The 15,639-nt window shown below is 46.3% G+C and carries 5 protein-coding genes; all 5 read right to left on the bottom strand.

The features are described from left to right. Positions 1 to 39: 39 nt before the first annotated feature. Positions 40 to 972 (bottom strand): glycoside hydrolase family 5 protein, encoded by a 933-nt coding sequence (locus J2X75_RS05765; protein ID WP_397383493.1) that lies wholly within the window; start codon positions 970 to 972, stop codon positions 40 to 42. Positions 973 to 1,362: 390 nt separating this feature from the next. Further along, entirely contained in the window at positions 1,363 to 3,702 is a 2,340-nt protein-coding gene (locus J2X75_RS05760; protein WP_310334902.1) for a beta-galactosidase, read from the bottom strand. Positions 3,703 to 3,753: 51 nt separating this feature from the next. Beyond that, positions 3,754 to 7,092 (bottom strand): DUF5107 domain-containing protein, encoded by a 3,339-nt coding sequence (locus J2X75_RS05755; RefSeq protein WP_310334900.1) that lies wholly within the window; start codon positions 7,090 to 7,092, stop codon positions 3,754 to 3,756. Between the two features lie 173 nt (positions 7,093 to 7,265). Then, a complete protein-coding gene (treR, locus tag J2X75_RS05750; RefSeq protein ID WP_310334897.1) occupies positions 7,266 to 7,976 on the bottom strand; it encodes a trehalose operon repressor in 711 nt (236 codons plus the stop codon). A 127-nt stretch (positions 7,977 to 8,103) separates the two neighbouring features. Further along, complete coding sequence (locus J2X75_RS05745) at positions 8,104 to 15,612, bottom strand: fibronectin type III domain-containing protein (RefSeq protein ID WP_310334894.1); 7,509 nt, start codon at positions 15,610 to 15,612, stop codon at positions 8,104 to 8,106. Positions 15,613 to 15,639: the final 27 nt, after the last annotated feature.

Genomic DNA, 15,639 nt, shown 5'->3' with positions numbered 1-15,639 from the left:
CTGACGTAACCGTCAGAGTGTTCCTGTTTCATCGGTGGATTAGAAAATCCCCGCTTTTTGGGAAGTGTTTTTAATACCATAGGTATCATTAACTACGGTGTTGCCAAAGCTCGTTAAGCTTCCGTTCGGACCTGTGGCCATGTCCAGATAGTTCAGACCAGAGCTGTTTCCGTACCAGGACCAAGCAAGCCAGCCTACCCCTTTTTCCTGACCATATCTCATGATGGCATACTCGTCCACATCACCGTTTGTGTGATATCCCCCGAATTCACCAATGATCAGAGCCAATCCTTTGTTCAGCACATTCTCCATATTGGCTTTGACCGTTGCAGCATCTTTGCCAGCATACTCATACATATGAATGGAGAAGACGGTATTCTTTTGAGAATCGGCTGCAAATACACTTTGTCCATAATCCACGATGGATTGAGGGAACTGTCCCCATCCGGCTGCATCCACAATTAGCGTATTTTTGATTCCCGCATTACGGAGATTCGGAATGGCTTTTTTGTAACCATCAGCCCACGCACTTCCATTCCACGTTCCATACCATTCATTGGCGATGTTGACGATTACCCGATCTTCTTTGCCTATCAAAGCTTCCTTAATACTAATCCAGTAGTTCACTGCCGCATCCAACGAATTATAATCATCTTTCCCTGTGGCGTCATGCACTTCAAGTACAGCTATCATTTTATTTTGGTTAACCACATTAATAATATTTTTAACAGCGTTCAGATCATCTTTGGTGTACAGGCTACCATTCGAAAGAACAATGCGTACCGTATTGGCACCTGTTTTGGCGATTGCAGGAATAGCGGTATTCAGATCATTTTTGAACCAGGAATGTCCGTGATTAACACCTCTCATGACAAAAGCCTTGCCTGTGGAATCGTATAACTTATTACCGCTTACATAAAATCCTGTGGCAGCAGATGCTTTGGGTGCTGCACTCCCTAATACCATGAACATAAGAGCAGCAATAACCGTGAAGATGGTACACTTTTTCAGATTAACCATTCGTTTGGAACCTCCTGTATTTGTTTTTTTTATTTCAATTAACCCAGCTCTAGGCAATAAGTTAACTAAAATCGGTGGTAATAGAAGTTTTATTGTTAGTAAACAAACAATAAGTAACCTTATTAAGTTATGCAATTCTCCATAAATAAACTTTATCGATAAGGTTATGAATTTATAATAAAATGAAAACGCTTACTAAGCAAGTCTTTTTTACCATTGAATAGCAATCTTTTCTTTTTACACCACACAGCAATAAAAAGGTTCTCTCCCCTCACAATCGTTCGGAGAAAGAACCCTCTTTATTTTTAAATGTCAGTTAACTCTTGTACTCTTTGATTTAGACTAAGTGTCTTCCCTAACTCCCGCCAATATCAACCCAACCCGGTAATGTGGTCTTACCCGAATCTCATTAAACTTCCCAATCTCCACGCCCTCAAACCGCTCCACATAAGCCTGATTCACATAACTCTTGATCGTTCCTCTTCGAATTGGAGTTATGGAAAGACGAAGCTCGTGATCGGCTAGCAAATGACGGGATTGCTTCAAACCAAGCATCCAGCTATGCCCATAGTGAATATGATCTGTTAACATCTGATGATGAATATGCGCTGCTGCAACGTCTCCTTCATAATCAATCTCAACCCATACGTCATCTACTTGTTCCGGCCACGCTGTATCCAATCTCAATGTTGCTGCATACTCTTTCGGATAATCAACCTCTACAGCCGGCTCGTAAGGCGAAACCTGGAATGTGTACGTACCGAATATTCCCCGCTTTGACCGGGATGACACAGCATATTTAGAAGGTGAAACATGCTCTGGAGCCGGATAGAAGGATACCTCAAACTCTGTTTGCTCCAGGGAGTTGCATATGAGCATCTCATTCTGCACATACAGATGACTGCTGCTAATCACAAGTCTCTCTTCTCCTCCCACACGGAAACGGTAGGCATGCAATGCCTCTTCACGGGTCAATGTAATGATACGTATGACCGTACCGACCGATGTTGTGATACGCAGATGATGGTCCATGCCAGCCATCGGGTGAATAATAACTTCATTACCCTGCTCGGAAACGGCACCTTCGGGCATATCCACATTCGTAACAGACGATATATCCATAACATACTCAGGCTTCATGCCTTCATGAGCGTAAAAGACAGCCGTAAGCTCCTGATTTACCATAAACCGGGTCAGTGGCTGAACGGTAGCACTAATGATCTTCATTCCATTCAGATTCATATGGAAAGGCAGAATGGCTGCCATACCGGATTTTAGCTGCATCGTGCCTTCTCTTGGATATAAAGCAGTCCCTTTGCCGGTATGCAGCTCCAATTGTATATCTCGATCAGGCAACGCCACATGATCCTGATAATTATTCATGAACAGGAATCCTGAGCCTTCTTGTTGACGAACAGACCAGCGCAGATCCATCATGTTCTCCGGTGTTATCGAATGTTGCTCTTCCGGTATAACACTGCCCATTGGCGCAAGCAGCTCACCGTATGCTTCCAGAAACATTGACAAGGTTCGAATGCGGTCATACGATTCACCAATACGTCCAAACTCTCCGAGCGGAGCTTGGTAATCATACGTCATTTTAGGCAATGCCTGTTCGTTCATATACGTTTTTTGCCCTACCGGATTGGTTCCACCGTGATACATATAATATCCAACCAGATTACTGCCATTTGCCAGCTTCACAATGGTCATCGCCTCAACACTGTCCGCATCTACAACCGGCCGAGCGTGATAACTGACCTGCATGCCACCAGCTAGTTCGCAATACGCCGCAGGATACTCCAGACTGTCATAATCCACTACTTCAACAGGATTCATATGCAGATCCTGGAATAAATACTCTCGGCTTGGAGGCTGATTGGGAATCCATGGTGTGTACGCATACCCCGCAAGCATAGGCAGCGTTCCTTCTTCAGGCACCGCAGCATTACCCCAGGCCGTGGCAGTATAGAACATGGGGTGCATACCGACTTCTTCGGCAATACCGCGAAGCACCTTCAGATGTTCACGACCGTCCCGGCCAGAGGAAATGTATTTTTCACGTGTGTAACCCCAGGCATCCATAGGTGCCCCAGCGTGCATATACTCATTTTCCAACTGTAAGGCTATTACGGGGCCACCCTCCTGATAAAAACAACCGTTGAGTTGACGGGCAATCTCCCGATATAATCGCTTGGCGTAATGCAGATATCCTTCATCGTTCGACCTGACTTCGAATGGATAACTGAACAACCAATCCGGCATTCCACCATTACGCACTTCCCCATGACAGAATGGACCAATTCGCACGATCAGAGGCAGTTCATGTTTGCCACACAGATCCACAAAGTGCCGCAAATTCAGATTTCCTGACCAATTAAATTCCCCTTCCTGCTCCTCGTGAAAATTCCAGAAAACATACGAAGCGACGATGTTCACTCCGCCTGCCTTCATCTTCAGTAATTCTTCTTCCCAATGTAAGTAAGCGAATCTGGAGAAGTGAAATTCACCTACCACGGGAATATGAGGTTTAGCATTACGAGTCATATAATAGTTGGTAAAATCATACGATTCCCCTCGTGGGTTTTTGCCTCCACTGCCAGTCATGCGACCCGCACGAATCTCTTTATCTTCCGCATCCAATATGAAACAAATCTGGCTACCTGCTATATTATCATTCATGCGTTATATAACTCCTTCGATATAAATGGGTTGTGTTGAAACGATTATCAATTATCGATGGATGATTGCCCCTTGATGATTCGGGTTTTTCTCCAATACCCGCTCCAACTCAAGTTTGGCTTCACTCGTCCGACCCAGCCCCAGAAGACCTAATGCTCGCATGTATCGGCAATGTTCTTCATTACGCTGGTTGAGATCATCGTCAAACACTAGGAAATCGGGCAGAGATACCGCAAAATAATCCATTCGGATGTGATCATGCATATGTCTTTCCGCATAGTCAATGAGTTTGTTAAAGCGTCGGTTGGCTTCCTTCACACTGCCAAGCTTCTGCCAGGCCAGACCCTGATAATAGATGGATTCCGGCGGTTGATCATTATAAAACATCGCGCTTGCCGGTTCATTCAAACCGATGGATGCTCTGTGGAAATTCTCCTCTGCCGCCTGATTATTCTTCAGTTGCTGGTAGGCACAGCCAAGATAAAAGTAAACTGGGTTGTCTCCGGCTCCCTCCAATTTACCTTCACCTAAGTTCTCCGGGTAAACCAAAGCCTTCTTCAACAGCTCCAATGCCAGTTCAGGTTGTTGTTTCTCCAGATTTCGCTTCGCCAGTTCCGTCAGTGCCGTAACATATTGTCCAGTTACCTTGCCTTCTCCACCCTCCCATGGATGAAACCGCCGGGTCTGAAGGGCATTCCATGCTTCTTGATGGCTACCCTGCATATTCAATAAAGTTACCCACTCAATGTACAGATCGTCACGGTGGTGAACCAACTCCATATGTTGTTCCAGCTGTTTGATTCGATGCTCGCAGGAATACCCCACCTTCTTGCGCAGCTGATCCAACTCGTAGAAGATCCTTGCATCTTGCGAATCCAACCGGAAAGCTTCCTCCAATGATGCCAGTGCAAGATCGGGCCGATTCGACTTGTTATAATAAGCCAGTCCCAGATTCCGATGTACAGTCGAATATGCAGCATCCACCTCGCGTGAAGTTTCCCAATGGGTGATTGCTTCCTCGTATCGTTTATGATCATATAACCAATTTCCCAGGTAATAGTGAGCACGCGCATCATTCGAATCCACTGCCAATGCATCCTGAAGCACCATGAATTCAAATAACGTATTAGGAAAACAATAATCCGTTGGAGCAGCTCTCCCTTGTCTTAGACATTCCCGGGCCTGCTCAACATCCCCCAGCTGACGATACAAGTAGGCCTGAGCATAACCAACCATAGGATACGGCCGTGAATTTTCGGATTCAACATAGGAGAGTACCGTAAGTGCTTCTTCACACAACCCACTATCCGCATAATCCGCGGCTACATTCAGATAATTATAAACGTCTCCTCGCATCAGACGATGGAAATGCTCACGTGCTTGCTCCGCTTGTTCTCTCTCTGAAGGTGCAGTTACTCCGCTGTAGATCAGGACTAATTCATGTGCGGCTCCAAAATCAACCGGGTCCAGTTCCAATGTCTCACGCGCATATTGGATCGCCTGTTTATCTTGACCCATTCTGCGTAACAGAGCCACCTTCAGATGCCGAGCCTTATAATTTCTGGTGTTGCGAATCAGCGAACGTTCGATGTGATCCAACGCTTCGATGTCCCGATGTAACGCCGTATCGATCTGAGCAAGCATGTAATAACCTGTATCCTGATACTGTGCAGACCATACGGCTTTATACAGTGCTGCGTAGGCTTCTTCCTGTTTCCCCTGTAGTTTCAAACTCAGACCGAGTTGGTAAAATGCTTCACTATCATATGGATTCGTATTTTTCCACGTCAACGATTGTACGGCATGTCTGAAATGCTTCTCTGCATCTTGTAACAGACCTCTACGTAGCAGCAATGTGCCATACGCAATGTTTAGACGGATATCCGTTGCATCACGCTTCAAACCTTCCAGATAATAAGGTTCTGGTTCATACGTGGCATGCCGATATTGCTCCAAATGAAGACCAGCCAGATATAGTTGTTCATTCGTAAGAATCTCAGATGGTAGCGGAAGTGGTTTCGCCGGATCGGGCACTTCCTGTATCTCAGACCTTTCAGGCTGATAGGTAACAAGTACTTTACCTTCCGCAGTTCGAACACTTAACTTCAATTGATACCATTCATCTTGTCCGCTCCACAGGAATGAAGACTTATATAGTTCCGTAGGTGAGATATTACATCTCTCATGGAGATATACCGCGATTGGTCCTATCACTTCAACGGTCGCTTGTTCAAAAACCGACGTCGCATATACCATCACGGTTACCATTCCGGTCGTTTCGTCCATTTCCAGATTAACTGCTGCATCAATCGTTGCATTTTTGACCATACCAATTCCTTTATACGGCATAAAATACTGCGAGAATGATTTCGCTTCATAGGGCTGTAACCACGTAAAATCAGGCTGATTATCGGTATAGATGCCGGTCATTAATTCAATATAAGGTCCATCCTCGTCCGTTAACTGGCGATCCCAGGCTTGCCCGAATTCCCCATTCCCCCAGGTCCATTGCTTCTTGCCCGGAGAAATATGATGATTGGCTACATGCAGCAGGCCTGCCTGAACCCCGTGGTCATAACCCCCTACAAAATTATAATCCGACTTATACGCCATATAGGATGTTGGAACCGGTATGTTTTTGTAGCGCGAGATATCCACACCTTCGGAATAGTCCATCTTGTAATAAGTGCCCGTTGCGATGGGAAAGCGGGATACGTCCCGTTTTCCGTGGTCCAGCACAGCCGTTACATCAGGTGGAAAGACGGATTGCGTATGATCGTTGACGGCTACAGCCGGGTTGGCCCACCATAGAAAAGTTTGAGGTGTGCTGGTGCGATTGTATACCTCGGCATGGATTTCAAGATAGGCTTTGCCGGGATGTAATGTGAAGCCAGCGGTCATTTTGGTACCATACATGCGATCAATCTCACCCACCCACACGGTAGCGCTTCCATCTTCATTACTGCCAAATGTATAATCGACTGGACCAAACGTGTTGGGCCGATGATGCTGTGGCCAGTTGAATTCGATTCCCCCAGAAATCCATGGCCCTGCCAGACCCACAAGTGCAGGTTTAATTACCCGGTTATAATATACAAAATCGTAGTTGTTGGTCCGATCCAGCGCGCGATAGATCCGTCCACCCAGTTCGGGCATCATCTCAATACGTACATATTCATTTTCGAGAATAATTAATCGATACGACTTCATTTTTGCTTCATCTTCAATGCTGTCGATCACGGGATGTGGGTACACCTTACCCGAACTTCCCTGATAGATTCGCTTTTCAAGAAACATCGGATTTTTGTCCGGTTTACCTGTACCATAGGTTGGAATATCTCTGGTTTCTTCCCATATGCGAACATTTGATTTTGCTGTCACGTGATTCAATTCGCTCACTCCTCGGCCTCGTATATATTGTGATCATACGCTCCGACATGCAGGAAGAACATTGACATTAAGCGGTTCTTGATGGACGATCTTCGGATTCCCTCATAACCAAAGAGAGTACCTATCCACTGAATAATGCAGTGAAAGGTACTCTCTGATCGATCTTGATTAACTTATCTGCGACGTGCAAAATCCACAAATCTGAACTTGTCCGGTCGATGCCTCGACTCCGTATACTGAAATTGACTGGCATCCTCCAGGTAGACTTGGCTCCTCACCACAACTACATTGTGGAAACCTTCAAGGTCAAGTAATTCCCTGTCCTCAGCGGTGGGTTCTTCCACCAAAATCTCTTTTTTGGCAAACGAAATGGAAAGCCCCAGCTCTTGCTCAATGTACTGATAGATGGAATCATTACAGATCTCTTTGCTGAGCCCAGGAACAAGCCGCTGGCTAATGTAATCTTTGTCCAGTATGACATGCTCTCCATCCACTTTGCGCACACGTCTGATCTCCCAGACCTGTTCATTCAGACCAAAGTTAATTTTCCTGTGCAACGCCTGATCCACTTGTTGCTCCTCGAAAACCTTCACATACGTTTGAGCGCGATGTCCCATTTTTTTGGCTAATTCCTTGAAGCTAACCAGACCTGAGATGGGAAAATCGATCTTGCGTATGTCCAGTACAATCGAGCCCTTGCCTTGAATCTTCTGAATATAACCTTCTTCGTACAACATTTTCAATGCTTTGCGAATAGTCTCTCGAGACGTTTGATAACTTTCCGATAGATCCAGTTCCGATTGAAGCAGCGTTCCTGCCTCAATCTCTCCGGTCCGAATACGATCTGCAATATCTTCATATATCCGGATAAATTTATTATTCATTATTCATCACCATTGTTCATTACCCTTTTTTATCATATTGGCAACCTATTATAACATTAAAAACCAATCAAGCGGTAATGTCGTTACTGCCGATGATTACAGTATCACATGTAAGAATCAATTCAATCTAGATATGACGATCGAACGCTGACGCTTTCTCCACTTGATCTGTACGCTTCTCATCCATAACTTGAATCAGCTTATTTAAACGGAAGATCAGCGCTGCAGCTTCGGATCTGCTTAAGTGCTGCATGGGACGGAAGCTGCCGTCTTCATATCCAGTAATCATGTACAAACCTGTAAGTTCCTGTACTTCTTCTTTGGCCCAATCAGATACATCAGTCTGGTCGGTAAACGCTCTTGGGGAAGTCAGCGGTTCCGGTCTGATTTTACGGACAACATTGGCTATAATCTTGGATGCCTGTTCCCGTGTCACCAGCGCATGTGGAGCGAATTTCCTATTCCCCATACCTTGGACCATCTCATGGTGAACGGCTGCCTTAATCTCAGGAGCAAACCAATCGTCGTCGTTTACATCCTGAAATCCATGTTGTTGTTCATTAACCGTTGTATCCACACCCATCAGACGCACGATTAATGCGGTAAATTCTGCACGCGTGATCAGACGGCGTGGCTCGAAGCGAGTTTCACTTACACCTTGAATGATATTTTGTTCCGCAAGCCAGGTAATCTGATCTTTATTGAATGTTTGACTGATATCGATAAATTTGATACTTTTTTTCGCAGGTAACTCAGGTTGCTCATCAGAAGGTTCAGGTTGTGAACTCACCTCATCGGCTTTTACCAAAGTATCTGCTGGATTTGAAGCTGTACCACTACCGCTCCAGGCCGATGGTGGATACGGAAAAGTCATGGCTGCGGCCCGTTTGCTTTCACTTTTCTCACCTGCTGAATTCTCCGTCCATACAACCACCTCATAATGCTGCTCGGCATTCAGTCCTGTCCATACATAACTGCGCTGTGTGCCACGGTAGATCTCACGATCTTTATGGGTGATCACAATCACCTCATTCATTGAATCCAGTTCCCAAGTTAGCTTAATCGTATTAGTACCTTGTGCTATGGCTGCTACTGTCAGTTCCTCGGAAGGCAACGTCTCGAATTCCGGAACCTTTAGCGCCTCACCCTCCCCTGCCTCATTAAATGGAATGATTGCAAAGTCAGTATAACGCTCTGCACTGATTAATTCAGACACATGTATTGATGTCTCCGTTGTTGTTCCCACAAGCTCTTCATTTCGATAGATTCGATAACCCGCAGCACCAGGAATCAGTTCCCACACAATGTCTGCACCAACCATGGAACGTCCCTCTACTACAGGAGGTGAAGCAGCACTACCGGGCAAAGTCATTGCATGAAGGTAATAACCACCATCACTACTGCCCGAAGCATTCATGGTCTTGACTGTATAGCTGTAGTTCACGCCCGGTTCAAGTTCCTTGTCGTCATAGAACAGTTCGTCAGCAGGAACACGAGCAACCTCCACACCGTCACGCTCAATGATGAACTGCTCGGCACCTTCAACCCGGCTCTGTTCCAATAGAAGACGAATGTGGTCCTTCGCCGAATGATACTCCACTTTGACAGGAGCTGCTGGCTTGGTCAGGACAGAATACGCCTTCATCTCCGATACATCTCCCTGATCATTCTCCGTGTAAATTTCAATCTGGTACTGCTTGCCTGCATCCAGTTGATCAACGATAAACTCTTTTTGCTTGCCACGGTATACTTCTGTACCATCCAGCAATACAACGAATGTTTCGTTCCCATAAGGGAAGTCCCATTCCAATTTGGCATGGTCTGTCTCCGGGTATATCTTCATTTCCAGTGAATCAACATGAGGCAAGGTATAAAAAGGAGTCACGGTCATTGGGCTTCCTGAACCAGCCGTATTATAAGGAATAATCTGTACCTGATCATATCGGGTTGCACTCTCCAGATGAGTTAATCTCACCTCTGTGATATCCCCTTCTTCAATAGTGGTGAACATCTGATCTCCGATACGTATGGTATATCCCTCCGCACCTTGTACCTTTGGCCAAGAGATCAATCCCTCCTTTTCCCCAATCATGCTTGCATGTAAAGGTTCATTATTGGTCGCAGGCAACGTTCGCACGTGAACTTCGAAACCTGTGTCACTCTCACCCGTTGCATTCGATGTTTTGATGGTATACATGTAATGCTCTCCTGGTGTCAGTCCATGATCTTCAAATGAAGCTTGATCTGCTGGAACCTTAGCGACTTCAACACCATCCCGCATAATGATGAATTGCTCTGCTCCCCGTGTAGAGCTTCCAGTCAGATCCAGCACCGCAGTCTGATCGGTGATGTGTGTTATGCCTGCCGTCTGAGGTGATATAGGTTTTGTTAAAACCTGAATCTGAATAGACTCTGACCGATGACCATCTTCATTAATCGCGACGAGTTCGAATTCATACGCTGTGCCATCCAGCATGCTAATGAGATGTACAGACGGTTCAGAGACGCTCTGTACATCTCCCGTTACCTGATTACGAATCTCATATGCAGCCGCTCCCTTAACAACATCCCAAGCCAGATCCACCGCATGTGTTCCGGCTTTCACTGTTATACTTTCTGCAATCAATGGCAACGTTTGAGTCATTACACTGAAAGTAAGCGGCCCACTCGTTCCACTCGCATTGACTGCCCGAATTACATAAGTGTATTTCGTTCCTGGCGACAGATGCTTGTCTACAAATTGGGTTTCACTTGAATCCATCTGAGCGATCTCTCTTCCATCCCGTTCAATGACGTAATGATTCGCCCCTTGGACACCAGTGTTACTGAAATCCAGACCCAGGCTGTTTTTTGCCACATCATATACTGCAACCTTAACGGGTTTCTCAGGCAAAGTCAGCAGAGATACATCCGTGGCTTCAGAACGGGTTCCCTGTCTGTTGACTGCCCATAGTTGATAATGATGCCAGGTTCCATCCTGGAGCCCTGTAATCATTGCTTCATTCTCCATTCCTCTATAGATCTCCTTGCCCTTCTGCTCAATCACGTATTCAGCGGCACCTTCCACGACAGACCAGGAAACTTTTGCATGATGTACTCCTGGATTAACAAGTACTTCGGCAGGCGACACAGGTTTGGACAATCGTATGAGCTGCGCTGTCTCACCTAGACCAGTAGCATTCGTAGCCTGAACTTCTAAAGCGTACTCTGTACCTGGCAATAATCCCTCAACCGTGTAGGCCAGTTCTGATGTTCTGCCCACTTCTGTTCCATTGATTTTCACAATATAGAGATTCGCCGTATCTACAGCTTGCCATGTAAGTCCCATACTTGTCTCATCAGTCGATGTGACATTCAGTCCTTCCGGCCTGCTAGGTAGCGTAAGGATTGTACTACTGGTGGATGCACCGTACCCGGCAGCATTGCCCGCCTGTACTTCATAGGTATACTCACGACTGCTTGACAGGTGGTGAACTGCGAGTTGTGTATCTGATATTTCATGGCTCTGTCCATCGATGTCCACCCGATATTTCGTTGCCCCACCTACAGGTTCCCAGCTCAAAATTGCTCCCTGTTCAGTTACTTGAACAACGTGAAGTCCCGACGGGCTCTCTGGTAGTGTTGTTCCTGATACTGAGCTTCGCATCCCCTGTCCACTTCCGTTCACTGCTTGTACATCCAGTTGATAAGATGTTCCTGAACTCAGTCCCGGAAAGATCCATTCCTGGGTTCCGGCAGGAACCGTTCCCGACTTCTCTCCATTCAACCATAACTCATAACGATCGGCTCCACGTACTGCTTCCCAATTCAGTCGCAGGCTCCCTGTGGAAGCATCTGATACCTGTAAGCCGGACACCTGCCCAGGTAAAGTCTTGAGCAAAGGTAATCCTGCCAACGGTCCTGTTCCTGTCTCATTTCCGGCAATTAACGTATAGCTGTACTCCGTTCCGCTATCCAGACCCGAGTCCAGATACTCCGTCTGTTCTCCTTCATATATGGCTGTTCCATCGCGTGAAAGACCATAATACGTTGCAGAAGTCACTGTCTCCCATTCTAATGAAATATCATGCTCCTGAATTTGAACGGCCATAAACTCACCGGGCATTGCCGGCAGTGTGAGGAATCCGGTTCTACTGCTTCCACCTGCTCCACTTTCATTCATTGCCGTTACCGAAATGTTATGAATGGTTCCTGGAACGAGGTTGCTGATATAGGGTAGGTTTGCAGGGTCAGATACCGTCTGATCAAACACGGTGACACCGTCCGCAGTTGCAGCAATGATGCGGTAAGCATCTGCTCCCTGTACTGAATCAAATTGGATTTCGGCCAAATGCGGCTGGGAATCTAATTTTCGAACATGCAACGTTCCGGGAGCTGCCGGGATCAATAATACTTGAGCGCTTACTGCATCACTTACTCCGGTATGGTTTCTCACTTTAACTTCATATTCATAGACTTGACCACCGCTTAGAGAGTGATCGATTATACTGTGGTTAGGGTAGTCCAGTGTCCATGACTGTCCTGTCGTTTTATTCGTTATCTCATACTGATATCCATTGGTATACCTTCCCCCTGTTGGCAAATCCACTGTAAGTTCAGCTGATGTCTCAGCAATCTGTGTCATTCTCACATGACTCGGTTGCTCGGGCTTGCGTTGAATATGGTAAGGTGATGATGTTGTCTCATATGTATTACCTGCTCTGTCCATGGTTTTGGCATGGATGTACCATATGCCTTCCGATTCGATGGATATTTTATGCTCGTCAGAGCGAGCTTCAAGCCAATGATCCGGTGATTCTGCACTGTTCGTAACTTGATAGAATCGTTCCAGTTCTTGAATGCCTGAGTAGGCGTCGGCATACTGAATGGTAGTGGATATGTCCATGTCCGTCCAGCCATGTCCGTTCGGTGCAAATGTAATCGTGGGAGCCATCTGATCCACATAGGCGATTCGACTCACTTCCTTGCTCACATTACCAACGGTATCTCTTGCTCGGGCTCGAATGGTGGTAGCGCCGTTTGTACTAACTGTACCGCTATTTCCTGTCATATACGGGGCATCATTTATGCTGTATTCATAGGATATCGCTCGTTCATCGACACTACCAGCGATCGTGAATTGCACATGTTCTTTACTCCATCCAGAAGAACTTAAACGAATCACCGGCTCGGTTGGAGCTGTCGTGTCGATTCGAACTGTAGCCTGAGCGGACGTGCTTATATTGCCTACACGGTCAAGTGAGCGTGCATATATGATCGTTTCTCCCTCATCGGCAACCGTCACTTCGCCCTTGTAATCGATCCAAGGACCTTCTTTGTTAAGTCGATATTGGCTCTTGGCAAGCCCACTGCCAGAATCTTCACCACTGTTTATTGCAAAAGTTACATCCTGATTCGTCCAATCCTCTTCACTTAACGTAATCGTTGGTTGCTCAGGCCCAGTCTTGTCGATTCTGGCTGTTGCTGAAGTGGAAGCACTGACATTGGCGGCCCAGTCAACACTTCGTGCGTAAATCTCGGTTATCCCTTCTTCATTCAGTGTAAAAGGAGCCTTGTAGTCGATCCATTCTCCCTCACTTCCCAGCTTATACTGTGTCAGACCAATGCCACTTGCTTCGTCCGTACCCTCCGTTAATGTCACGATTACCAGCGCTTTTGTCCATTCCGGCGGGTTCAACGATATGACGGGAGGCGTTGGTGCCGTCCGATCTACTCTGGCTGTCACAGCCGTTTCCTGTCCTGTATTACCAAACGCATCAATACTGCGTGCCATAACCGTTGTGTTGCCTTCACTGCTTACGGTAAACGGAGCGCTGTATTCACGCCATTCTCCTGCCGGACCAACTTTCACTTCAGTCTTCTGAGTTCCGCTTAAGACATCTTTCCCCTCTTCAACCGTGACGAGAACATCTTCCTTGGTCCATGAGGATGGCGTGAGTGTAACAGAAGGAGCAGTTGGGCCCGTCGTATCTTTCATCATCTCTCCAGCGGATATAAATGGGGTCTGTATCCCTTCTCCATTCAGTGCCGCAACAAATACTTCATATTTTCCGTCCGCGAGTCCGGTCAGGGCAAACGCTGTACGTGTGGAAGTTGTTGTTCCCGTTGCGAGGACTTGCCCACCTGGACTGCGTATTTCGGTTTTGTAATGAGTGCCGTCAGGGTTACTATTATTATTCCAACTCGCTGTAACAGAGTTGCCTGATTGTGTCACACCCGCAGCAGCGGGTGGATTGGCCAATGTATATTTGGTGGATGGACTGGAGTACCCCGTGAAGGAACCACTTGAATTTTTGGCACGTACAGCAAAAGAATAACTGGTATTCGGAGTGAGCCCTGTCACTTGCCGACTGTTTGACGCACCTGTATCCACGATCTGATTCGTGGTCATATTCTTCAGTTCATACGTAACGGATACATCATTCGCCTTCTTATCCCAATTTACCGTCAAGTTATTAGAATTAACCAATGAATATGTCGGCGTTCCGGGCACAACAAAACTTCTTACCGTAAAGTTAACGGTTCCTGCGGAGGATACCCCACCTTTGTCATCCATGACCCATACTTGCAATGTGTGTGTGCCATCTGGCAGGGTATCAGGCAATGTGTAATTGGTGTTGAAAGACTGATTTGAACCCGTTGCGGTCATCTGGGTAAGAATGTTCTCGGACCCACCATCAATGGACCATTTCACGGTCAATAGGTCGCCTACATCCGTATCTCGCGTTGTACCAGAGATCTGAAGTTGCTCGCCTTTGTAATAGGTTTGACCCGAAGAGGGTGCTGTTAAGGTAAATGAAGGTGGAGCATTTTTGGGGCCAATCCCCACAATGGTTGAAAATTTACGTGAAGCCTGATTCGCTGTTGTCTTGGCGTCCCACCAAAATTGTGCAGCTGTATCACTCGCCGTAACGGTCTGGCCTGGAGTGAACGCTGAAGGTGAAGACCCTCCTGTGAGTTGGGCGCTGTCTGGGCTGCTGTACTGGCCCATATATATGCGATCTGCATTCACAACATTGTACGTATTGGCATAAAAAGCCGTTACCTGAACACCACCACTATAATTGCGCCATCCATTCTCTATGACTTCAAACGGAGATGCATCATTGCCATTCACCATCGTATCCCAATAAAACGTTCCACCCAAATTTAGTGCCGTTCCACTTCGGTTAATAGCTTCCAGTTCAACCTTCATGTAACCACCTTGTGAGGTAGCATTAACGATAGATACACGCAAAATATATTCCACATTGTCCTTTTGCCGGGACATTTCAATCACATTATTGTTAATTCGGTAATAATTCAGCGGCAATGTTTTGAAGTTCACAGGGGATCCGTTGTGGTCGATAATGGTGGATACATTCCCTGTATCACCACCGTAAAATACATTTGTGTTTGGTAGTAATACAATTCTGTATTTACCGTCACTGTTCATCTCCACTTTCACCTTGGAGGACTGTACAGCCTTCATGCTGGACGTATCGGATACAATCCCGATCGTTTCAACCGTTTCAGCCATTACCGTCGTTGCGCCCCATTCAAGCAACAGGGCTTGAGGTGATAATAATGCAAATGCCAGCACCACCTTGGTTAGCTGTTCCGCTTGTTTCTTCACACGTTTTCCTGATTTTTTCAACGTCTACTCTCCTTTTAGGCACACAAA

This window comes from Paenibacillus sp. 2003 (assembly GCF_031455635.1).
GTDB classification, from domain to species: Bacteria; Bacillota; Bacilli; order Paenibacillales; family Paenibacillaceae; genus Paenibacillus; species Paenibacillus amylolyticus_B.
Note: the sequence above shows the minus strand (reverse complement) of the source record. Positions and strands in the feature narration are given on the sequence as shown.